Origin of the sequence: Empedobacter sp. UBA2044 (genome assembly GCF_002333005.1) — a bacterium.
Lineage (GTDB): Bacteria > Bacteroidota > Bacteroidia > Flavobacteriales > Weeksellaceae > Empedobacter > Empedobacter falsenii_B.
Genome location: NZ_DDBA01000051.1, coordinates 1 through 23356, shown reverse-complemented (window position 1 = coordinate 23356; position 23356 = coordinate 1). Strand labels below are relative to the sequence as shown.

Sequence of the window (23356 nt, the reverse complement as noted above, 5' to 3'; positions counted from 1 at the left end):
ACAAAAAAAGACCAAGCTTTCACTTAGTCTTTTGTATCTTATAATAATTAACAGCTTAAGAAATTCTTTCAATCAAAGCCATGTAGAATCCATCATAATTAGTTTGAGATGGATAATGCATTTTATCTGAAACCATTTTATAATTTGGATTATTCTTCAAGAATTTTTCTACTTGCTGCTCATTTTCTTGTGGTAAAATAGAACAAGTTGCATAAACCATCATTCCACCAACTTTAATGATTTTAGAATAATCAGCTAATATTTTTTCTTGTGTTGCTAATATTTCGTCAATAAATTCTGGTCTTAATTTCCATTTTGCATCAGGATTACGTTTCAAAACTCCCATTCCAGAACAAGGTGCATCAATCAATAAGCGATCAGCAGAATTCTCCATACGCTTGATTGTTTTTGCTTCAATCACCTTTGTTTGTACATTCTGAACATTGTTACGTTTTGCACGACGTTTCAATTCTTTCAATTTCCAATCGTACAAATCCATTGCAATAATTTGCCCTTTGTTTTCCATCAAAGCAGCTAAATGCAATGTTTTTCCTCCGGCACCAGCACAAGCATCTACCACACGCATTCCTGGCTGAACACGTAAATAAGGCGCAATCAATTGCGATCCTGCGTCTTGAACTTCAAACCAACCATTCTGAAATTCATCTGTACGGAAAATATTTGTTTTCTCTTCAAGCTCTAAAGCATCTTGATATTTCGATAAAACTTTCGTTTTTATTCTACGCTCCTTCAACGCTTTTTGTAATGTTTTACGGTCTGTTTTCAAGGAATTCACACGTAAAACTGTTGGTGCTTGCGAGTTCATTGCATGCACTTCATCTAACCAACGATTTCCCAACGACTTCTCTCCTAACTCGAACATCCAATCTGGATACGATTCTGCAACCGCAATATTTTTAGACGAATTGTGATGTCTTTTCAAGACTTCTTTTGGATAGATTTTTTGAAATTCTTCCCATTTTGGTAACGTTTGCTCTGGATCTAAAGCAAACCAAGTTCCAACAAACTCCCAAATTGTATCAGGAGAAAGCGGACGGCTCATTGCCCCTTCAACCAAACGTTTCCAACGAACTAAATCGTAAACCGTTTCGGCAATAAAAGCACGATCGCGCGCTCCCCATTGCTTATTCGATTTCAATGTTCGCTCAACTTCTTTATCTGCATATTTTCCTTCGAAGAAAATTTGTTGCAATGTGTCGGTAATTCCGACAAATAAATTTTTATATGGTAAAATCTTCATAACTCGGTGCAAATTTACAAAGACTTAAATGATTAGCGTAATTAATTTATAAGATTATACAACTTCAAAAAGATCTTTTATCTTTTGAGGAACCTCAACCACTTTATTTTGCTGATAATCGAAGGTCACAATTCCTGTTTTCGCTTTTGCAATTAATTTATCTTTTGTAGAAATTTTATAGATTACATCAAAACTAACACGCGAAAAATCTTGCACACCAATCTCAATCAACAATTCATCACCATAAAAAGCTTGATTTTTATACTCAATCGCAACATCACCCATAATCACACTTACACCTCCAAAATCTAATTCCGAATAGCCATAATGTTGAAAAAACTGAATTCGCGATTCATGTATAATGGACAATACTTTATCGTTTGCCAAATGATTTCCATAATTGAGATCAGTTATGCGTACTGGTATTATTGTTGAAAATAAAAATTTGTCTGAAAAATCTAATTTTATACGAGCCATTTTGTAGATATATTTGCTCAAAGATAAGAAAGTTGTATAAAAAAAAACGGGTTTAAGCTCCTCAGCTTAAACCCAATTGATTTTTAAAAAAACTTACACTAGTAAGTATAAATTTAACATTAAAAAAAATCAATCTTACTCTCTACTACCTAAGGTCAAATTTAGAAATAATTTAATAAACACCAAAACTTTTTAGAAAATTTTTATTATTCTTTTTTATTTAAAATAAGACTGATATTAAAAACTCTAAATATTAGATTATTATATAAAAAAAGCACTCTATTAAATACGACCTATATAAATAAAACATGCTATTTTTTATGTTTGTGAAAAATAGTAATTTGCAAGGCCAAACTTTTAACATGAATTTGATTCAATACATTCATCAACATCTTAATTCTATTTCAGAAAAATCAATCAACAATACAGTAAATTGTTTGAATGAAGATAATACCATACCCTTTATTGCGAGATATAGAAAAGAGGTCACAGGAAATCTTGATGAAGTTCAAATTTCTGCTATAAAAAAACTGCAAAATCAATACAATGAAATTGTTTCTCGAAAAGAATTTATTTTAAAAACATTGGAAGAGCAGAATCAATTGAGCAATGAATTACAACAACGTATTCAGAAAAGTTTTGATTTGGTTCAATTAGAAGATTTATATCTTCCTTATAAAAAGAAGAAAAAAACACGTGCAACCATTGCAAAAGAAAAAGGTTTAGAGCCTTTGGCAAAAATCATCATGAAGCAAAATAATATTCCTGATTTGGATGATTTAGCAAAAAAATATCTAAATGAAGATGTGACAAGTATCGAAGATGCTTTTGCAGGTGTACAAGATATTATTGCAGAATGGATAAATGAAAATGAATATGTACGTCATCGATTGCGAGATATTTTCAGAAAATCTGCTTTGATTGAAAGTAAACTAGTAAAATCTAAAATAGATGATGAAGATTCGGCTAAATACTCGAACTATTTTGAATACGAAGAATTATTGAAAAAAATTGCTTCTCACCGATTATTGGCTATTTTACGCGGCGAAAATGAAGGTTTTTTGAAAGTAAATGTATCAATTGATAAAAAAGAAGCCTTCAAATTTTTAGAATACACTTTAATCAAATCTATTCAACCAGAAGTTTCTTGGGTTATTGAGGAAGCGATAAAAGATGCTTACAAACGACTTTTAGCTCCTTCAATCTCAAATGAAGTGTTGAAAGAAGCAAAACAAAAAGCAGATGAAACATCAATAAATGTTTTTTCGAAAAACTTAAATCAATTGCTTTTGGCGCCACCTCTGGGAGAAAAACGAATTTTAGCGATAGATCCTGGTTACAAATCGGGTTGTAAAGTGGTTGTATTAGATGAGCAAGGTGATTTGTTGCACAACGAAAACATCTATCCGCATGCGCCTCAAAATGAAAAAACACAAGCCATCAAAAAACTAAAATCGCTTATCAATGCTTATAATATCGATGCAATTTCGATAGGAAATGGAACAGCTTCTCGCGAGACTGAAAATTTGGTTCAGAATATTGCATTTGATCGTCCACTAAAAGTTTTTGTTGTAAATGAAGCTGGTGCTTCGGTTTATTCGGCTTCTAAAATTGCGCGCGACGAATTTCCGGATAAAGATGTTACCGTTCGCGGTGCTGTTTCTATAGGCCGCCGTTTACAAGATCCTTTGGCAGAATTAGTAAAAATAGAGCCAAAATCGATTGGAGTTGGTCAGTATCAACATGATGTCGATCAAACTTTATTGAAAAATGAGTTGGATGATGTTGTTTCTTTCTGTGTAAACAAAGTTGGTGTAAATCTGAACACAGCAAGCAAACATTTACTAAATTATGTTGCAGGAATTGGTGAAAAAATGGCTGAAAATATTGTAGAATATCGAAGCGAAAATGGTGCATTTAATTCGAGAAAAGAGTTACTAAAAGTTCCTCGTTTGGGTGAAAAAGCATTCTTACAAGCTTCTGCTTTTTTACGAATTCCAAATGCAAAAAATCCGTTAGATAATTCTGCTGTTCACCCAGAATCGTATGCTCTTGTAGAGAAAATGGCGAAAGATTTGAAAGTTGATTTGAAAGATTTGATTCAAAATAAAGAATTGATTAATCAACTTGATTTAACCAAATATATTACCGAAAAAGTAGGTTTACCAACTTTAGAAGATATTAAAAAAGAACTTGAAAAACCTGGTTTAGATCCGCGTTCTACTGCAAAAGTTTTTAGTTTTGATCAACGATTAAAGAAATTCGAAGATTTGCAATTGGGCATGAAAGTTCCTGGAATTATTAATAATATTACCAATTTTGGCTGTTTTGTAGATATAGGAATCAAAGAAAATGGTTTGATTCATATTTCTAAAATTTCGAATGAATTTATTTCAGATGTAAATTCAAAAGTGCATTTGAGTCAACAAATTGAAGTAACCGTAATTGGAATTGATACAGAAAAACGTAAAATTCAATTGTCTTTGATTGATTAAGGAAAATAATTTCAAAATTAAAAGGCAATCTAACGAAAGATTGCCTTTTTGATTTTATTATTTTCTGAGCAGAAATTAATCCTCAAATTTTACTTTATATTGTTTATCAAACTCTTTTTTCTGCGCATCAGTCATTTTACTACGCATATATTTTATTGTAAATCCACCAATCATTTTATCACCTTTATAATACATCCAATCTGATAATTTAGTTGGATCTATCACAATTGTATCATTGTGTTTAACCAATTTTGTGTATTGAGGTACGTTGTCCACAATTCCTTTTAATTGATCGTTGTCCGAATATACATCACGAATCCAAATATGCTCTTTTTGTGTCGCATTCGGAATATCATACATTTGTTTGACAATAAAATTAGTTGTCGTTGTATCTTTCATCGACAACGCCAATTTGAAATCATCAAACGTTTGTTGCGCTTCCTTCCCAATACTATCCAAATCTTTTTGTTCTTGCTTTTGCTTATCCAAACCTTTATAAGCTTCTACTCCAGCATTTTCTTTGTTACCACAAGAAAATAATAAAACCGAAAAAGCTATTGCGAATAATGTATATTTCATAATTGTATTTCTTTGATTGTTGTCCTATAAAGTTACATAAATTTATTCAAAATAAGATAAATTCAACTCTTTTGGTGTTGGCTGAATCCATTTTTGATGACCAAAATAACTCCAAGTTGTATAAGCTAAATTGTAATTTGGATTTGTAAATTGATAATAATCGCTACCATTGACAGAAACTTTTGCATCCACAAAAACTTTGACATCTTTCACACCATTTTTCGCATAATCATATTTTACATAACGTGCAAATTGCCACATCATATCTGGGCTAACCGCCATTTTTGACATTTGTTTGAAGGTTAGATATTTTGTCAAATCTACTTTCTCGCGTTTCAAGAATTTACCTTTTTTCTGTGGATCTGGTTTCGAAACATATACCACAACTTCACCCGCTTTGTTACGCAACATCATTCGCCAAGCCATGCGATGACCTTCCTCTGTCCAAAAAACATTTCCGGGAATAAAGTAATGGCGAACAGGTAAATATATTTGCCAAACTACGTAGAAAAACATCAAATAAGAGAACATGACACGACGAGTTGTCAATAAATTATCATCATCTGAACGATCCATCATAAATGATTTTTTAGGAAAAATAACTTCCTGAATCTTAACGGGATCATAAAAGAAAATTAACATTGCCAAAGCAAAGAAAGGAAATATTCCAATCCCGAAAACTGCAGAATTGAAAATATGAAAGGCTACAGCACATTTGAAAGCGATTCCACGCGTTCTATTCATCAACATTGCAGGAATAATCAATAAATCGAAAAAGAATCCGCCCCAAGCAAAAACTTGTGCAAACTCTAAACTACTTACAACTTTTCCTAATCCAATCAAATTATATTTTGTTGTTAATAAATCGCCATATTCGTGAAATTTCATTTGTAAAAAAACACCGTTAAACCAATCTGGATAAATCTTTGCAAAAGCCGCAAAAACATACACAATCAATAACTGGATAATGAATAATGTTGGTACCCAATTGCGCATGGTTAGACGTTTTATTTTCGGAAAAATTAAACTATCAATCGAAAAGAAATGATGCGCAGGAATTATCGTCATCATCCACGAAACTAGCATAAACAGATAATAATGGTTGTTGTAGCTTGTTTTTTGCATGAAATACGTCAACGACCATAAAATAGAAAATACGATAATTGAAAATCGATAAGCAAATCCAAACACGATAAACCAGCCTAAAATTCCCATGAGCACGTACAAATAAATCATATTTTGTCCCAAGAAAACATTTGTCCACTCGAATCCGATGAACGAAAATGTAATGTGCGGTTCAACAAAATTTGTTTGTACCCAACCTGTAAAAATGGCTCCCCAACATTCTGCAACAATTAATAAACCAAAGATTATTCGGAAAATTACAAGTGGAGAATTATCAACTTTTCGGAATAAATATTCGCTAAACATGATTGATTGTTAATTTTGGCTAATTTAAAAATAACCTTTAGAGTTTAGCTACTTTTAGCGTATATTTATTGTATGAAAACGAGGAAAATTATTTTGTTTGATGGAATTTGCAATTTATGCAATCAATCTGTTCAGTTTGTGATTGAACATGACAATAAAAATCAATTTCAGTTTGCTTCATTACAATCTGATTTTGGACAAAATTTTTTGAAAGAAAATAATTTGGATGCCGCTCAATTTGATTCTATCGTTTTTATTGAAGATGATAAATTTTATACCAAATCATCTGCTGCGCTAAAAATTGCTAAATATTTGGACGGAATAACTTCGTGGTTGACTATTTTTATGATTGTTCCAAAGCCTTTGCGCGATGTGGTTTATAGTTTTATTGCGAAAAATCGTTATCGTTGGTTTGGAAAACAAGAAAGTTGTTGGTTACCTACTCCTGAATTAAAAGCGAAGTTTTTAGATTAAGTTTTAAACTTCTTGATTCAAATAGTTTTTAATCTTCTTAAAAAGAATTACCCAAAAATAAAAAGTCAATAAAAGGTTTATACTACAATTATCAAGAGAACAAAGTTTCCATTTAATATTGTTGAATCTATTTCTCCCATTTGAATTAAAAAAGCGAAAAATAAGCAAACAACAAATAAAATGATAATACTCTATATTTCCTTTTTGAAAGAATGCTAATGAATAAAAATAGTATTGTTATCAATCCTAAACTATAAATTGAAACTTCATCTTCACCTCCAGAAGATTGTAATTGGGAAGTATAATAAAAATCATTTCCTTGCATATAGCCTAATCCATCTGTGTATTTAATAAATAAAAAACAACAAATGACTTGAGCAAGATATAAAACTTCAAGGAATGAAAAATGTACTTTCATTTTATTAACCTCTGTTTAAATTATTTAATCTTCTACAACTATTTTTTCATTAATTTTTACAATAGCTTCATTGATTCCTTTAAAATACTTTTCCTCACTAAAGTTTGGAACAACTACCTCATCAATTAGCTTTTGAGAAAAATCGTCAGAAATTATATTTCGAGCAATATCATTCGTCGAAATTCTAACTTCTCTTGATTTTAAATTAAACACAATTATCATATTTCCCTTTTGAAATCGATCAGAACTATTGTTATTAAGGATTGAAAATGAATAATCTGTTATATTTTCATTTGGAAAATAATCATCTGTAGAAATTATAAATAGCTGAAAACGATTGGTCTTTTGAATTTTCTTTAATTGTTTTTCAAGTTTTGCTAACTCTTCTCTATTAAAGACTTTTTCTAAATCAACAACATTTGAAAAAGGAACCAAAGAATAATTTTCAATAAAAGGAAATTCAGTACAATTTTTAATCAAACTCTTTTGTAGATTGAACTGAAAGATGTTTACATCTGATATTAAAAAGTCTTCTGCTTCAGAATTGAGGTATTTATTAAAATCAAATAAATTTTTAGCTGGTTTTTTCTTTTTAAATGATTTACAAATTTCTTTGCTGATTTGATCATAATCTTGAGCATGAGAAAATGTAATATTTGTGAATAAAAGAACTAATAGAAGTATATTTCTTATCATTACAACGAATTAAAATCTACTGATTTTTATATTTCTCAATGGCAGCTTTTATTTTTTCGCGACGATTTGATGGTGATGGATGTGTACTTTGGAATTCTGGAACTTGACTTCCACCCGAAGCTTCTTCCAAAATATCCATTACACCAATCAATGCTTTTGGATTATATCCTGCTTGAATCATAAATCGAACGCCCAAATCATCAGACTCCAATTCATCATCACGACCATATTTCATATTCACCATATTCGCGACTAGTTGTGCGTAATAAGCCGAATTTGCGTCTCCAACTGCAACACCTGCCGCTCCTGCAATTCCTTGCGAAAGTTCTTGTTTCGACATTTGTTCTGCACTATGACGCGCAATAACGTGACCAACTTCGTGTCCCAAAACTCCAGCCAATTGATCTTCGTTTTGCAAACGCGTCAACAAGGCTTCGGTAATAAAAATTGGTCCACCAGGCAATGCAAAAGCATTTACAGTACGATTATCTGCCAACACATAAAACTGAAATGGATAATTCGTTTTATGCGCATCACTAGTATTGACCACTTTAGCACCTACTCGTTTTACAAGCTCTTGGTATTGCACATTGCGAGATAGTCCACCAAACTCTTGAGCCATTTGCGAAGCCGAATTAATTCCCATTGCAATTTCGTCATCTTTAGTTAATGAAATATATTGCTTTTCGCCTGTAATTTCATTGACTTCCGAAGAAGAAAAATATTTTATAACAGAAAAAATAACAATTGCTGCGGCAATTATTAATTTCATCGACGTCCCGCCCTTTTGCATATCAGTATAAGGTGTTAATTATTTTTTGTGCCTTTTCTTTAAAATCTCCAAAACATCTTTTAATTCAAAGCCACGAGCATGTAAAGCCATAAGGTAATAAAAGATAACATCTGCCGATTCTTCCAAAAAGTTTTCGTCGTTATCTTGTTCCGAAGCAATCACCATTTCTACAGCTTCTTCCCCCATTTTTTTAGCGATTTGCGAATTACCTTTTTTATGAACACGTTTCATTTTAGATTTTTTCGCATCCTCTAATTTCGCCTCTTCCATCATTATTTCCAATTTCTTTAAGAATGGAAATTTTTTTTCTTTTTTGACTTCAGAAGTATTTTCATTAAGTTCCATAAAATCGTTTGTTTTCATAGATTTTTTTAAACGTAGAATAAATTTAAGAAATTCTACCGAATTATTTATCTCAATTCTATTGCCAATATTACTATTTTTTGAAAAAAAAGAAAGTTTTTATTCACATTTATTTCTAAAAAAATAAAATTCTAATCTATTCATTCAATTAATTTTTAAGATTGTTATTCACTTTTATTTTAAGATAAAAAAACGTATTTTTACGCGAAAATAAACATAGCGCAAACACAATGAACACAAACGATTTTTCCATTAGACATATTGGAAACAATGCGCAGCAAGCAGCTGAAATGCTTTCTGTAATTGGGAAAGATTCTATTGATTCTTTAATTGAGGCAACAGTTCCTCAGAACATTCGATTGAAAAATGCTTTGGATTTACCAGAAGCTTTATCAGAATTTGAAGCTATTAATCATTTAGCTGAAATCGCTTCAAAAAATAAAAAAGTAAAAAATTATCTTGGATATGGATATTATGGTACAATTTTACCAGCACCAATTCAACGTAATATATTAGAAAATGCTGGTTGGTACACAGCTTATACACCATACCAAGCGGAAATTGCGCAAGGACGTTTAGAAGCTTTATTAAATTTCCAAACTGTTATTTCTGATTTAACAGGTTTACCTATCGCAAATGCCTCTTTATTAGACGAAGGTACTGCATGTGGTGAAGCAATGCACATGTTATTTGAATCTCGTTCTCGTGATCAAAAGAAAAACAATGTCAACAAATTTTTTGTAGCAGACAACTTATTCCCTCAATCTGTAGCAGTTTTAGAAACGAAAGCACACGGTTTAGGAATTGAATTAGTTGTTGGAAACTTTGAAACAACTGAATTAACAGAAGAATTCTTCGGAGCGATTGTACAATACATCGGAAAAGGAGGACAAATCAATAATTATAAATCATTTGTAGAAAAAGCAAATGCGGTTAACGTAAAAGTTGCTGTTGCAACAGATTTATTAGCTTTAACATTATTAACACCTCCAGGTGAATGGGGGGCTGATATCGCAATTGGTACTTCTCAACGTTTTGGTGTTCCAATGGGATACGGTGGACCACACGCAGCTTTCTTATCTTGTACAGAAGAATATAAGCGTGTAATTCCAGGACGTATTATTGGAGTTTCTCAAGATCGTTTAGGAAATTATGCATTGCGTATGGCTTTACAAACGCGTGAACAACATATCAAACGTGAAAAAGCAACTTCTAACATTTGTACTGCACAAGTATTGTTAGCAGTTATGGCTTCTTTCTACGCGGTTTATCACGGTAAAGATGGTTTACAATATATCGCTGATCAAATCCATACTAAAGCAGCTGTTTTACACGGAGGTTTAGAGCATTTAGGATTTAAATTAGTGAATACAAATTTCTTCGATACAATTCAAATTGAGGTTGAAAACTCTGACGAAATTGTGAAGATTTTTGCAGAAGAAGAAATTAATGTAAATGGATTCGAAAACGGAAAAATTTCAATCACAATTGATGAAATGACTTCTGAAGAAGATATTTTTGAAATTTTAAGTGTTTTTGCAACAATTAAAAACACAGAAGACGGTTTCGAATTTGAAGTAGATGATTCTTATTTACCTCAAGATTTAATCAGAACTTCTGATTTCTTAACACACGAAAACTTCAATTTATATCATACAGAAACAGAATTAATGCGTTACATCAAACGTTTAGAACGTAAAGATTTAGCGCTTAACCAATCGATGATTGCATTAGGTTCTTGTACAATGAAATTGAATGCTGCAACAGAATTATTGCATATGTCTTGGGAAAGAATGGGGAATGTTCACCCTTTCACTCCAAAAGATCAAGTAGAAGGTTACCAAACATTAATCAAAAACTTAGAAGATTATTTAGCTGTAATTACAGGTTTTGATGCAACTTCTTTACAACCAAATTCTGGTGCACAAGGAGAATATGCAGGTTTAATGGTTATTCGTTCTTACTTTGAGGCAAAAGGAGAAGGACACAGAAATGTAGTGTTGATTCCACAATCTGCTCACGGAACTAACCCTGCTTCTGCTGCAATGGCTGGAATGCAAGTTGTTGTTGTGAAAAACTTAGAATCTGGTGAAACAGATTTAGTTGACTTGAAAGAAAAATGTGAAAAACATAAAGATAACTTAGCTGCATTGATGATTACTTATCCATCAACTTATGGCGCTTTTGATAGCAATATCGAAGAAGTTACTGAAATGATTCACGCATACGGAGGTCAAGTTTATATGGACGGTGCAAATATGAATGCACAAGTTGGATTAACTTCTCCAGGAAATATTGGTGCAGACGTTTGTCACTTAAACTTACACAAAACATTCGCTATTCCTCACGGAGGTGGAGGACCTGGTGTAGGACCAATTTGTGTTAAAGCACACTTAGCTCCTTTCTTAGGATCTTCTCCATTAATCGAAACTGGAGGAAAAGAAGCGACAAATACATTTGCTGCAGCTCCTTATGGTTCTGCGTTCATTTTACCAATTTCTTACTCTTACATTTTAATGTTAGGAGCAGAAGGTTTATTGAAAGCGACACAAGGTGCAATTTTAAATGCTAATTACATGAAAACTCGTTTAGAGAAACATTTTGACATTTTATATACAAATGGAAACAATGTAGTGGCACACGAATTTATCTTAGATTGTCGTCCATTCAAAAAAGCAGGTATCGAAGTTACTGATATTGCAAAACGTTTGATTGATTACGGATTCCACGCACCAACAGTATCTTTCCCAGTTGCTGGAACGTTGATGGTAGAGCCTACAGAATCAGAAAACAAAGCAGAATTAGATCGTTTTTGTGATGCATTAATTTCTATTCGTCAAGAAATCGACGAAGTTGCAAACGGAGATTATCCAGTTGACAACAATGTATTACACAACGCGCCTCACCCAATTCACTTGATTACAGCAGACGAGTGGGAATATCCTTACTCTCGTTCTAAAGCTGCATATCCAGCAGAATGGGTTCGCGAGCGTAAATTCTTTGCATCTGTTTCTCGTATTGATGATGCTTACGGAGATCGTAACTTAATCTGTACGTGTGCTCCTATCGAAGCCTATATGGATTAATTATTCTAGAAAGAATATATTATAAATACAAATCGCTCTGAGAAATCGGAGCGATTTTTTTATTGAAATAATTTAAATGTTTAAAATGTTTGTATTTCTTAATTTTTTTTAAAATTCATTCTAACTAAACTTTTAATATTAAAACATTTATGAAAAATTTTGCTGCCGAGTTTTTCGGTACTTTTTGGTTAGTTTTCGGAGGTTGTGGTAGTGCAATCTTTGCAGCTGGTATTCCCGAATTAGGAATTGGTTACGCTGGTGTTGCATTAGCATTTGGTCTTACTGTATTAACAATGGCTTATGCAGTTGGTCATATTTCTGGAGGACATTTCAACCCTGCTGTCTCTTTCGGTTTATTTGCTAGAGGACGATTTGATGGAAAACAACTTATTCCTTATATTATTTCACAAGTACTCGGAGCAATTGCTGCAGCTGGTGTATTATACTTAATCGCATCTGGAAACTCAGATTTTGCAATTGAAAATACCAAAGCTGGTGCATTCGCTTCCAATGGATATGGAGCCTTTTCTCCACATGGTTATAGCATGTTATCTGCTTTTCTAATTGAATATGTCTTAACAGCCTTCTTCTTAATTGTTATTTTAGGTGCTACAGATAAATTTGCAAACGGAAAATTTGCTGGAATTGCAATTGGATTAGCCTTAACATTAATTCACTTAATTTCTATTCCAATCACTAACACATCCGTAAACCCTGCCCGTTCTACATCACAAGCTATTTTTGTAGGTGACGAACCTTTAACACAATTATGGTTATTTTGGGTTACACCAATCGCTGGCGCAATTGTAGGTGGATTAATTTATAAATTATTATTACAAAAAGACGAAAGTCAAGCATAAACTAAAAGCTCCGAATGGAGCTTTTTTTATTTTATTAACTGATATTCAGGATAAAATTCATTAAGTATTTCTTCTTCTTTATTCGGTAAAAAATAACAGGTTACATAAAAAAGTAAAAAGATAAAACTAAATATAATCGAAAATACAATATTTAAAATAATTTGGTTATTATCAAGATGAATCAAAACCTGCAAACTTAGATTAAACAAAGAAAATGCAAACGAGATGATATAAAGATTTTTAAAAATAAGCTCTTGTAAAATCAGTTTTCTATTTTTCACACTTAATTTTTGACGATATTTTTTTTGTAACCTTATATATCGATAAATAAATAATCCAAAAAATAAAACAATCGTACTTAAAATAGCAATTTTACTATATTTAAAAGCTATCAAATTAAACAATAATATTCCACTCATAACAAAAATAAAATACTGAAAAGTAAGTAAATGACTTTTCATCACTTTCCAAATTAAATTATTGTATTTTTTTTGAAGCGCAAACCTTCTTTTATCTACAATTTCAGAAAAACCAAATATTCCAAACTTCTTAAATTCATTTTGTAAAGCATCTTCAAAAGTTATAGTTTCATTTGTTTCCCATTGTTCTTCAATTCCACAAGCCAAATGATCGGCTAATTCCAATTGCAAATCATAATACTCAACATAATGCTGACGCGTAAAATCGATTAATTTTTGAACTTCAAAAGCAGAAATTTTTCTCATGATTAAATCAATTTAGGGTTCAATAATTTTTGGATTTGTAGCATTGTTTCTGTTAACAATTGAATTCTTTTTACAGATTCTTTAGTTCCAAACTCAGTCAACTTATAATATTTTCTTATTCGACCTTCTACTCGCTCAGCTTCCACTTCAATTATATTCTCAGCTTCCAGCTTATGTAAAATAGGATACAATGCACCCTCTTTTAACTCAAATTCATCTTGCGTTAAAATTCTAATTTTTTGAATGATTTCATAACCATACATTCTTTTATGATCTTGTAATAGTTTTAAAATAATCGGTTGCAGAGTTCCTTTATAAAATTGAACATCTTTCATATACCTAAGTTTCTTATGTAAGTTAAGATAAATAATTCAATTAAAAACACTTTAACTAAAATTTATTTCAAAAACTCATCTGTAAAATGTTGAGTTTTTTTATCGGAAGAGAATTTCGTTTGATTATAATCTGCTGATTTATTCTTCGGAATCGAAAGTGAATTCCATTCATTGTCCTTTATTAATTTTCCTATAAAAACAATTTGACCAACATGATACGGATAATGCGCCAATTGACGATTAATCGCTTCTATTATTGTATGTCCTTCATTTCGGATATAAATAATTTGCTGTAAATCTTCGTCGGTTTTGATTTGTGCTAAAGCATCAAACAAATACTTCCAACCTTTCTCCCATTTATCTAAAAGTTGTTCTTTAGTTTTGATTGTATCTTCAAATTCTTCATCACGATTTCGCCACTCTTTTTCACCATCTGTTGTCAAAAAATCAGTCCAACGCGACAACATATTTCCTGAAAGATGATTCACGATAATCGCAATGCTATTTGAGTTTTCATTGTATTACCAAAACAATTCTTCATCCGTTAATTGCGAAAATGTTTTTTCACCCAAATGTTTATAATACTGGAATTGTTTGATAATCCCGTTTACTAAATTATTTTCCATATTCTGTTAATTAGTTCCTTGCAAATTTTTGTGATTATGCTTGCGTTTATAATGCGTTTCCTTAAATTGATTTTTATCCGTTGTCACTATTGAGATATTTCCATCAATCTCCATCATCGCCAATTTCACATCTTTAATATGTTCTACACCATGTTCGCGCATTGCTTCGTTCAATTCTTCCGAATTAATTCTCAATTTGCTCAACATTGTAAAATCAGCTTTTCCATTATGGATTAAAATTTCAGATTTTTGTTCAATTAAGTTTCCTAAAAATTTATTTTTCAACATTATTCTTTTGACAATAAAATTTAAAAGAAACAATACAAAAGCTGCTATCAATCCTCCTTGCAAACTCGAATCTGAACCAACCATTGCATTTTGTACAGCGTTACTAATTAATAAAATTAAGATTACATCGGCCGTATTTAATTGGGATAATTGCTGTTTACCAAAAATTCTAAGTGCAATTAACATAAAAAAATACACCGAAATACAGCGCAAAACAATTTCTAAATAACCTTCCATACATTTATTTTAAGTAAATAAAAGGTACTAAAAAATCCGTTCTGAAATTGGAACGGATTTAAAAATTTATTTTGATTTTCTAAGAATAGAAATTCTGGAAACTCTTAAAATTAAATAGATAATTGCGAGATAAAACTTTTTCTCATAAAACAATTCAAGACCTCTTATTGGGAAAAATTTTTCTGATAAAAACGCTAACAATAAAATTACAATAACCGCAATACTAACAATATTAATTGCTTTATCCATTAGTTGTTATATTTTGGTTGAATATTTTTCTTCATCATTTCGTATAAAGAATGTCCAATTCCTTGTGTAATCTCTGACAGATTTTCGAAATTAATCACCGAAACTTCATCGTTTTTTTGATGATAATGATGTTGATTCTCCATGTTTACAGAAGAAAGCGCATGCGATACCACTTTATGATTCACAAAATTTACATTATCCGAACGATAAAATAATTGTTGCTGCAAATAAGGGTCGTTTTCAACTTTGAATGTTTTAGTAGAATTATTATTCATCAAATTCATCAAATCCGAACGGTCGCTACCTGTCATATATACTTTTCCTTCGCCGAAAGCAGAAACAGTTCCAATCATTTCTAAATTCAACATCACTTTCATATTTGGTAAATAAGACTGAAAATCTGTGTTTTCTACCAACATTTTAGAGCCAATTAATCCAATTTCTTCCGCATCAAAAGCCATAAACATCATAGTTTGCTTAACTTTTTTGTTTTTGAAATAATCAGACAAAGCCATTACAGCCGAAGTTCCACTTGCATTATCATCTGCTCCATTAAAAATTTTATCCTCACCTTTGTCATCTGTTCCAACATGATCAAAATGCGCACCTACAGCGTAAATATCAGACGATTTACCTTCTTTAATTCCGCAAACATTTTGTCCTGTTTTGCCTTTATATTCAAATTCGATTAAATATGAATCACCAACACAAGGTTTTAATTTATTTTGTTTGAATTTTTCAGCAATCAATTCAGCAGCCAATCGATTTTCGGGCGTTCCAAATTTTCGACCCTGCATAGCATCAGAGGCTAATTCTTCGACATATTTCTTTTGATTTTCTTTAGAATACTGCGCGTTTGCTTGATTGAAAGCAAGTAATCCAATTGCAAGTAAAGTATATTTTTTCATTTTTATATGTGTGATTAATTTGACGGAAGATACGAAAAATTAACTTTTCTTCTCAAACATCAATTCTTTTACTTTTTCTTTGTCTTCTTTTTCATTCTTTAGATCGAACATTGTTCCGAAAATACGATCCCAAAAGGTATTTGAAACGCCAAAGCCTAATTCTTCGTCTTTATAATGATGCAAATGATGATTGCGCCAAAGTGGTTTCATAAACTTGAAAGGTGGTGCAATAGCATGAATCAAATAATGCATAGATGCATACAATAAATAGCCAATCATAAACCCCGGAAAGAAAGCAAAGGCATATTTCCCTAAAATTAAATATTGAATCAAGAAAATGATTGACGCCAAAAGAATACTTGGAACTGGAGGCATAAACAAACGTTGTTTATCGCGCGGATAATGATGATGATTCCCGTGAAAAATGTAAACAATTCGTTTTAGACTTGGTTGTTCGGCTGTCCAATGAAAAAGATAACGATGTGCAAAATATTCGAATAAAGTCCAAAATAACATCGCTCCAAAAAATAGACTGACAACTGTTAAGACTGATAAATCGTAACTAGAAATTCCATAATAAATACAATAGGAAAGTAGAGGAATGTACATTCCCCAAATAACTGCGGGATGACCTTTTGTCAACATTTCGAGGTATTTGTTTTCGAAGATTTGCGCTTGACCTTTATTATGTATTTTCTCAAATTTCATGGTTACAAAATTTAATTTACTTAAAAATAAGGTTTTAACATATTTTAAACAAACAATCTCTAAAAATTAATTGTTAAAAAAAATCCGAAAATCAAAGTTTGATTTTCGGATTATATGATAAATAAGAAAATTCTTATCTGTTTTCAATTTCAACGTAATCACGTAATGGTGCTCCTGTGTATAATTGACGAGGGCGACCAATTGGTTGATTTGTTTCGCGCATTTCCATCCATTGTGCAATCCATCCTGGTAGACGTCCAACAGCAAACATAACTGTAAACATTTCAGTTGGGATATCTAACGCTTTGTAGATAATTCCTGAATAGAAATCTACGTTTGGATATAAGTTTCTTGATTTGAAATACTCGTCTTCTAAAGCAGCTTGTTCTAATTTTTTCGCAATATCTAAAATAGGATCATTGATTCCTAATTTCTCTAAAACGTTATCCGCAGCTACTTTGATGATTTTCGCACGAGGGTCAAAGTTTTTATAAACACGGTGTCCGAATCCCATTAAACGGAATGGATCGTTTTTATCTTTTGCTTTAGCTAAGTATTTTTCAACATCTCCACCATCATTTTTGATCGCTTCTAACATTTCTAATACTGCTTGGTTAGCACCTCCGTGTAATGGTCCCCATAATGCAGAAATACCTCCAGAGATAGAAGCAAATAAACCTGCATGAGAAGAACCTACTAAACGTACACTTGATGTAGAACAGTTTTGCTCATGATCTGCGTGTAAGATTAATAATTTGTCAATTGCATCAATAATAACTGGATCTAAGTCTAATTCTTGACCTGGTTTTTTGAATAATAATTGATAAAAGTTTTCTACATAAGATAATTTATCGTTAGAGTAGTTAACTGGTAATCCTTTAATTTTTCTTTGTGTCCAAGACGCTAATACTGGGAATTTACCTAATAAAGTAACTGCCGCTTTGTACATATCATCTGGAGAAGTAACATCAACAACTTTTGGGTTGAATGCTGATAAAGCAGCTGTTAAAGATGTTAATACTCCCATTGGGTGAGCAGAACTTGGGAATGCATCTAAGATTTTGATTAAATCTTCTGACACATAGTTATACTCATTAATATCAGCGATAAATTTATCTAATTCAGCTTGTGTAGGTAATTCTCCTTTGATTAACAAATACATTACTTCTACGAAAGAAGATTTCTCTGCTAATTGTTCAATAGGATATCCACGGTACATCAACTTACCTTCTTCACCATCTAAAAATGTAATTTTAGATTCGCATGCCCCTGTATTTTTGTAACCTGGATCCATTGTGATTAATCCAGTAGCACTTCTTAACTTGGAAATATCAATAGATTTTTCATCCATTGTACCAGTTGTAACAGGTAGCTCCAACTCATTTCCGTTGTAATTTAATATTACCTTATCTGACATTTTATAGTTTATATTATTTATTGCGTAATTTACACTTTTTTTATTAATTTGAGACTGATAAATATCAGTCTCAAATTATTTTATCGCTTAACTTTAAAAGCCTTAAGCCCTGGAAAAATTGCAGTTTCTCCAAGAATCTCTTCAATACGTAATAATTGGTTGTATTTCGCCATACGATCAGAGCGAGAAGCAGAACCAGTTTTAATTTGTCCTGTGTTCAAAGCAACAGCTAAATCTGCAATTGTAGCATCTTCTGTTTCTCCAGAACGGTGAGACATAACTGCTGTATAACGTGCATTTTGCGCCATTTGTACTGCTTTGATCGTTTCTGATAACGTACCAATTTGATTGAATTTTACTAAGATAGAATTTGCTGTTTCAACATCAATTGCTTTTTCTAATTTAGTTACATTCGTTACCAATAAATCGTCTCCAACAATCTGAACACGTTTACCGATTTTATCTGTTAAGATTTTCCAACCTTCCCAATCGTTTTCATCCATACCATCTTCGATAGAAATAATTGGATATTTCTCTGTCAATTCTGCTAAATAAGCTGCTTGCTCTGCAGAAGTACGGATAGCTCCTTTCTCTCCTTCAAATTTTGTATAGTCATATTTTCCATCGTGATAAAACTCTGATGATGCACAATCTAATGCAATCATAATTTCTTCACCTGCTTTGTAACCTGCTTTTTCTATTGCAGAAATTACAGTATCTAAAGCATCTTCTGTGCCATCAAAAGTTGGTGCAAATCCACCTTCGTCACCTACTGCTGTAGATAAACCACGGTCGTGTAAAATTTTCTTTAATGCATGAAAAACTTCTGTTCCTTTGCGTAAAGCGTCAGAAAAAGATGCTGCCTGAACTGGCATAATCATGAATTCTTGGAACGCAATAGGCGCATCAGAGTGAGAACCTCCATTTACGATATTCATCATTGGAACTGGTAATGTGTTTGCATTAACTCCACCGATGTATCTAAACAATGGTAAACCTAATTCTTCTGCTGCAGCTTTTGCAACCGCCAAAGAAACACCCAAAATTGCATTAGCACCCAATTTAGCTTTGTTTTCAGTTCCGTCTAAATCAATCATTACTTGATCGATTAAATTTTGTTCAAAAACAGAAAAACCAATTAATTCTGGAGCAATCACTTCATTTACATTCTCGATAGCTTTCAAAACTCCTTTACCTAAGTACAAGTCTCCACCATCACGTAATTCTACTGCTTCATACTCTCCTGTAGATGCTCCTGATGGAACAGCTGCACGACCTAAAACACCTGATTCTGTATACACGTCTACTTCTACAGTTGGGTTACCACGAGAATCTAAAATTTGTCTTGCATGGATATGCGAAATAATGCTCATTATTAATATTTTTTAATTGATAAAATTTTGATTTACCAAAAATAATGGATTTGAGTAATCTTTACAACGAAATTATCTTTTTTTAAAAATAATTTAATTCAAAAACAATTCGAAAAACTTATGCATGCATAATAAAGAAGTATAATTTCGATGCCTGCAAAGATTATTATTTTTTGAGTGAATTAAAAAAACTTTAGATAAAAAATTTAATTTGTTATTGTAAGGGTTCCATTTGCATTTACATACACTTGGTATGTTCTTGGCGCTCTATTCGCTACTTTTGTAGGTTGTCCTGTCAATAAAATCCATTCAGAATTATCTGCATCACACACAATACTGATGTCATTCTTTACATACAGAGTGGTTTCTGCACCAGGACAAATATGCGGCGCATTGCGATCGTAAGCTTTGAAACTAGAAGCTGTACGTACCACAATCAAACCTCTAGAACCTGCTGTTGCTCCTTCAACATATACCCATCCTCCTGGATTATTAAGATTAGAATATAATGGTAAATTGATATTGATTGATACATTCACAATTGTATTTGGCACACAACTTACTGTACCATCATCTGAATTGCAGCCTTGAAATAAGCCAGCAAAAACACTAACCAAAATAACCTTATTTAGAATCGTTTTAATAAATTGTTTCATTTTTAATTTGCTGTATTTTTTTTATTATCTTTGTAGTACAATAACTAAATAGTCCTGCGCATAGTATTACATATGTGTAGGATTATTTATTTTATAAGATCTATTTAATAAAAAATTAAACATTGTTGTTATGGCAAATATACAATATGTAACGAAAGAGGGATTAGAAAAGTTGCGTGAAGAGCTTCATCAGTTAGAAACTTTTGAGCGTCCAAAAATTTCGCAACAAATTGCTGATGCGCGTGATAAAGGAGATTTATCTGAAAATGCAGAATATGATGCTGCAAAAGAGGCTCAAGGAATGTTAGAGATGCAAATTGCTAAATTGAAAGAAGTTGTAGCATATGCACGCGTAATTGATGAATCTAAATTAGACCATTCTAAAGTATCAATATTATCAAAAGTTAAAATAAAAAATACAGCGAACGGACAAGAATTAGTGTACACTTTGGTACCTGAATCTGAAGCTGATTTAGCTAAAATGCGTATCTCTGTGAATACTCCAATCGCAAAAGGATTGTTAGGAAAATCACTTGGAGAAGTTGCAGAAATTACATTACCTAACGGAATGACTTTAAATTTTGAAATTTTAGAAATATCTTTGGACTAAGATTTCAAAAATTAAAAACATATGGCAAGCATTTTCACTAAAATTATAAACGGAGAAATACCATCATACAAAATTGCCGAAAACGATAAGTACATCGCTATTTTGGACGCTTTTCCTTTGGTAGAAGGTCATGTATTGGTTATCCCGAAAAAAGAAGTCGATAAAATCTTCGATTTAGACAAAGAAACCTATTTAGGTTTAATGGACTTTTCTTACGAAATTGCACAAGCTATAGAAAAAGCAATACCTTGTTTACGCGTTGGCGTAGCTGTTGTTGGTTTAGAGGTACCACATGTACATGTGCATTTGGTTCCTCTAAATACAATGCAAGATATCAATTTCTCAAATCCAAAACTTCAATTATCTGCCGAGAAAATGATCGAAATTGCAGATAATATCAAATCATATTTATAATCGATGAACAAATACATTAAATTAGTAATCGCCGCTGTATTAATCGTTTTAGCAATCTTTTTGTTTACCATTCGCGAATACGGTTGGGGATTTGTTTCGTTATTAGTCACTGTATTTCCAATTTTATTCTATTTCAGAAACGAAAACATCTTGTTAGCTTTCTGGTTTTTACGTAAAGAGGATATGGCAAAAGCGAAAAAATGGTTACAAAAGATCAAAAATCCATCATCAGAATTAATTCCTAAACAAATGGGATATTACCACTACATGATGGGAATTACTGAAGCGCAGGACAATGTAGGGGTTTCAGAAAAATATATGAAAGAAGCCTTAAACTACGGTTTATCGTTTGATCATGACAGAGCAATGGCTAATTTATCTTTGGCTGGAGCTGCAATGTCAAAAGGTAAAAAGAAAGAAGCGGAAGGTTACATTAAAGAAGCGAAGAAAAACGATTCGAAAGGAATGTTTACAGATCAAATCAAAATGATGAATGATCAAATGAAACGTTTCAACGTAAGTAATTCGCAATTACAAAACCCACATATGCGTCACAAAGGACGTAAATTCTAAATGGATATATCAAAAATTACAGAAGAATCATCATCAAACACCAACAAGTGGAAACTGATTGAAGAATTCTTTCAACAAAATTTCACAGACGGTGAAAGACCAGATTTAGATACGATTCTTTTTTTGATCGGTGTTCAAGAATTAGGACAAGGAAAAAAACGATTCAAAAAAGATGATAAACTCAATTTATTACACATTGCAGTTTGTCGCGTGTTAGAACCTTTTGGTTTTTATCGTTTCGATGGATTAGATCCAGATGGTTGGCCACATTTTGAGTTGTTGGAAGATTTACCACCTCTCAAAACAAATGAACAAACCTTGTTAATGAAATACGCCGTTATACAGTATTTTGATGATCAAAAAATAATAAACTTCGAGTCTTAAGATTCGAAGTTTTCTTTTTTATACAAATCAACTACCACTTTATCTGCGTCTAACGTAAATTTCTCTACATTCAATTCTTCTTTGGATAACCACAACAATTCGTTGATATCCGCATCCAAAACTTTCAATTTATCCAATGCTTTCTCTGTAATTGTCGCTTTATAATAAATCAATAAAACCTGTTCTGTCGGATCAAAAGCATTCAACACAAAAAAATCTTGTGTATAAAAATGTTCATGAACTTCTACTTTCAAATTCAATTCCTCTTTTATCTCTCTCCTTATACAATCTTTTGTTCCTTCACCAAACTCCAATCCACCGCCAGGAAACTTATAAATTAACTCTCCCTGAAACGGCTCGTGAATCACCAATACCTTTCCCTTGTGTTCCAATAACGCATATACACGCACATTAAATGGTTTCATATCCTGTTTACTTTAAAACCTAAATATATAAAAATTCTTCATTCAAATGCGTATTATTATAGCGTTCCCTTCGGTCGGGCTATCCGTTGCAATCTTTTGTAGAAGAAAATTGGAAGTGATTACAGGAAAATCCAATTTCTACAAAAGGATTTCCACTACTATCCCTAACGCGGGTTGTAAGTTCTGAGTTTTGAGTAATAAGTTATAAGACGTAAGATTTAAGACTTACAGGAATAGAAGTAGAAGTTAAAATATCCACTTGAGGGAAATAGGGGCTTTTCGATTTATGAGTTGTAAGTTATAAAGGAAGCTTCCTTTTTATAAAGAAGAAGCTTCTCGTTGACTAATTAGAAGCTTCTTGTTGGATGAAAGGAAGCTTCTTGTTTCATAGAACATAGTTTGAAGATGCATTAAGCTTACAGCCTTCAGCCTAAAGCGAAATCCATAAATACAAAAAAGCCTCAAGAAATAAATCTTGAGGCTTTTAATAAAAAC

General features: G+C 31.9%; 26 protein-coding genes and 1 pseudogene. 8 read left to right on the top strand and 19 right to left on the bottom strand.

The window, feature by feature from the left end:
- Positions 1-55: 55 nt before the first annotated feature.
- Together B4E59_RS08755 and B4E59_RS08750 are read right to left on the bottom strand one after the other, a co-directional pair.
- Positions 56-1261 (bottom strand): RsmB/NOP family class I SAM-dependent RNA methyltransferase, encoded by a 1206-nt coding sequence (locus B4E59_RS08755; RefSeq protein WP_038333863.1) that lies wholly within the window; start codon positions 1259-1261, stop codon positions 56-58.
- A gap of 54 nt (positions 1262-1315) precedes the next feature.
- Positions 1316-1738, bottom strand: a complete 423-nt coding sequence (locus tag B4E59_RS08750; RefSeq protein ID WP_221856687.1) for an acyl-CoA thioesterase — start codon at positions 1736-1738, stop codon at positions 1316-1318.
- A 362-nt stretch (positions 1739-2100) separates the two neighbouring features.
- Here B4E59_RS08750 and B4E59_RS08745 point away from each other — a divergent pair, with 362 nt between their 5' ends.
- Entirely contained in the window at positions 2101-4233 is a 2133-nt protein-coding gene (locus tag B4E59_RS08745; protein WP_291046986.1) for a Tex family protein, read from the top strand.
- 75 nt (positions 4234-4308) lie between these two features.
- On the opposite strand, the gene B4E59_RS08740 is transcribed toward B4E59_RS08745, so the two are convergent.
- On the bottom strand, positions 4309-4812 hold the full coding sequence (locus tag B4E59_RS08740; RefSeq protein ID WP_219034560.1) for a DUF2314 domain-containing protein: 504 nt from the start codon (positions 4810-4812) through the stop codon (positions 4309-4311).
- Positions 4813-4854: 42 nt separating this feature from the next.
- On the bottom strand, positions 4855-6243 hold the full coding sequence (locus tag B4E59_RS08735; protein ID WP_291052527.1) for an HTTM domain-containing protein: 1389 nt from the start codon (positions 6241-6243) through the stop codon (positions 4855-4857).
- A 72-nt stretch (positions 6244-6315) separates the two neighbouring features.
- Here B4E59_RS08735 and B4E59_RS08730 point away from each other — a divergent pair, with 72 nt between their 5' ends.
- Positions 6316-6717: a thiol-disulfide oxidoreductase DCC family protein gene (locus B4E59_RS08730; protein ID WP_114999244.1), complete on the top strand. Its 402-nt coding sequence runs from the start codon at positions 6316-6318 to the stop codon at positions 6715-6717.
- Positions 6718-6862: 145 nt separating this feature from the next.
- On the opposite strand, the gene B4E59_RS08725 is transcribed toward B4E59_RS08730, so the two are convergent.
- Genes B4E59_RS08725 through hisE form a run of 4 tightly spaced genes read right to left on the bottom strand, consistent with a single transcriptional unit; the run spans position 6863 to position 8987 of the window.
- Positions 6863-7135 (bottom strand): hypothetical protein, encoded by a 273-nt coding sequence (locus B4E59_RS08725; RefSeq protein WP_038333836.1) that lies wholly within the window; start codon positions 7133-7135, stop codon positions 6863-6865.
- Between the two features lie 24 nt (positions 7136-7159).
- Positions 7160-7831, bottom strand: coding sequence for a TPM domain-containing protein (locus B4E59_RS08720; RefSeq protein WP_038333832.1), 672 nt, complete (start codon positions 7829-7831; stop codon positions 7160-7162).
- Between the two features lie 16 nt (positions 7832-7847).
- Positions 7848-8624, bottom strand: coding sequence for a M48 family metalloprotease (locus B4E59_RS08715; protein WP_291052522.1), 777 nt, complete (start codon positions 8622-8624; stop codon positions 7848-7850).
- 18 nt (positions 8625-8642) lie between these two features.
- Positions 8643-8987, bottom strand: a complete 345-nt coding sequence (hisE, locus tag B4E59_RS08710; protein WP_291052519.1) for a phosphoribosyl-ATP diphosphatase — start codon at positions 8985-8987, stop codon at positions 8643-8645.
- A gap of 230 nt (positions 8988-9217) precedes the next feature.
- On the opposite strand from hisE, the gene gcvP reads away from it, so the two are divergent.
- Both gcvP and aqpZ read left to right on the top strand, forming a co-directional pair.
- Positions 9218-12073 carry an aminomethyl-transferring glycine dehydrogenase gene (gene gcvP / locus B4E59_RS08705; protein WP_286495377.1) on the top strand — a complete coding sequence of 952 codons (2856 nt, stop codon included), beginning with the start codon at positions 9218-9220 and terminating at the stop codon, positions 12071-12073.
- A 149-nt stretch (positions 12074-12222) separates the two neighbouring features.
- Complete coding sequence (gene aqpZ, locus B4E59_RS08700) at positions 12223-12933, top strand: aquaporin Z (RefSeq protein ID WP_291052516.1); 711 nt, start codon at positions 12223-12225, stop codon at positions 12931-12933.
- A 26-nt stretch (positions 12934-12959) separates the two neighbouring features.
- Here aqpZ and B4E59_RS08695 read toward each other — a convergent pair whose 3' ends face one another.
- The 10 genes and pseudogenes from B4E59_RS08695 to B4E59_RS08650 all read right to left on the bottom strand — a co-directional run bounded on the left by B4E59_RS08695 (position 12960) and on the right by B4E59_RS08650 (position 20455).
- Entirely contained in the window at positions 12960-13577 is a 618-nt protein-coding gene (locus tag B4E59_RS08695) for a hypothetical protein (RefSeq protein WP_291046996.1), read from the bottom strand.
- An 83-nt stretch (positions 13578-13660) separates the two neighbouring features.
- Positions 13661-13993: a PadR family transcriptional regulator gene (locus B4E59_RS08690; protein WP_125350649.1), complete on the bottom strand. Its 333-nt coding sequence runs from the start codon at positions 13991-13993 to the stop codon at positions 13661-13663.
- A gap of 62 nt (positions 13994-14055) precedes the next feature.
- Positions 14056-14619 (bottom strand): annotated as a pseudogene (locus B4E59_RS08685) (DinB family protein).
- A 6-nt stretch (positions 14620-14625) separates the two neighbouring features.
- The gene (locus tag B4E59_RS08680; protein WP_219035373.1) at positions 14626-15144 is read right to left on the bottom strand and encodes a DUF421 domain-containing protein; all 519 of its coding nucleotides are present in this window, start codon (positions 15142-15144) and stop codon (positions 14626-14628) included.
- A gap of 66 nt (positions 15145-15210) precedes the next feature.
- Positions 15211-15393 (bottom strand): hypothetical protein, encoded by a 183-nt coding sequence (locus B4E59_RS08675; RefSeq protein ID WP_038333804.1) that lies wholly within the window; start codon positions 15391-15393, stop codon positions 15211-15213.
- Positions 15393-16301 carry a M28 family metallopeptidase gene (locus B4E59_RS08670; RefSeq protein ID WP_219035372.1) on the bottom strand — a complete coding sequence of 303 codons (909 nt, stop codon included), beginning with the start codon at positions 16299-16301 and terminating at the stop codon, positions 15393-15395. Before B4E59_RS08670 ends, B4E59_RS08675 begins: the two co-directional genes overlap by 1 nt.
- Before the next feature lie 39 nt (positions 16302-16340).
- Positions 16341-17009 carry a sterol desaturase family protein gene (locus B4E59_RS08665; RefSeq protein WP_219035371.1) on the bottom strand — a complete coding sequence of 223 codons (669 nt, stop codon included), beginning with the start codon at positions 17007-17009 and terminating at the stop codon, positions 16341-16343.
- Between the two features lie 133 nt (positions 17010-17142).
- Positions 17143-18426, bottom strand: coding sequence for a citrate synthase (locus tag B4E59_RS08660; RefSeq protein ID WP_125350643.1), 1284 nt, complete (start codon positions 18424-18426; stop codon positions 17143-17145).
- An 80-nt stretch (positions 18427-18506) separates the two neighbouring features.
- Positions 18507-19799, bottom strand: a complete 1293-nt coding sequence (eno, locus tag B4E59_RS08655; protein ID WP_291052510.1) for a phosphopyruvate hydratase — start codon at positions 19797-19799, stop codon at positions 18507-18509.
- A gap of 206 nt (positions 19800-20005) precedes the next feature.
- The gene (locus tag B4E59_RS08650) at positions 20006-20455 is read right to left on the bottom strand and encodes a hypothetical protein (protein WP_221856625.1); all 450 of its coding nucleotides are present in this window, start codon (positions 20453-20455) and stop codon (positions 20006-20008) included.
- 130 nt (positions 20456-20585) lie between these two features.
- On the opposite strand from B4E59_RS08650, the gene greA reads away from it, so the two are divergent.
- The 4 genes from greA to B4E59_RS08630 are packed head-to-tail and all read left to right on the top strand — an operon-like array spanning position 20586 to position 22436.
- On the top strand, positions 20586-21065 hold the full coding sequence (gene greA, locus B4E59_RS08645; RefSeq protein ID WP_019976987.1) for a transcription elongation factor GreA: 480 nt from the start codon (positions 20586-20588) through the stop codon (positions 21063-21065).
- Between the two features lie 21 nt (positions 21066-21086).
- Positions 21087-21479 (top strand): HIT family protein, encoded by a 393-nt coding sequence (locus B4E59_RS08640; protein WP_114999218.1) that lies wholly within the window; start codon positions 21087-21089, stop codon positions 21477-21479.
- Between the two features lie 3 nt (positions 21480-21482).
- A complete protein-coding gene (locus B4E59_RS08635) occupies positions 21483-22052 on the top strand; it encodes a tetratricopeptide repeat protein (RefSeq protein ID WP_219035368.1) in 570 nt (189 codons plus the stop codon).
- The gene (locus tag B4E59_RS08630) at positions 22053-22436 is read left to right on the top strand and encodes a hypothetical protein (protein ID WP_219035367.1); all 384 of its coding nucleotides are present in this window, start codon (positions 22053-22055) and stop codon (positions 22434-22436) included. It abuts the gene before it with no gap.
- Here the strand turns inward: B4E59_RS08630 and B4E59_RS08625 are convergent.
- Complete coding sequence (locus B4E59_RS08625) at positions 22433-22861, bottom strand: NUDIX domain-containing protein (RefSeq protein ID WP_280037508.1); 429 nt, start codon at positions 22859-22861, stop codon at positions 22433-22435. The two genes, B4E59_RS08630 and B4E59_RS08625, sit on opposite strands and share 4 nt — an antisense overlap.
- Between the last annotated feature and the right edge of the window lie 495 nt (positions 22862-23356).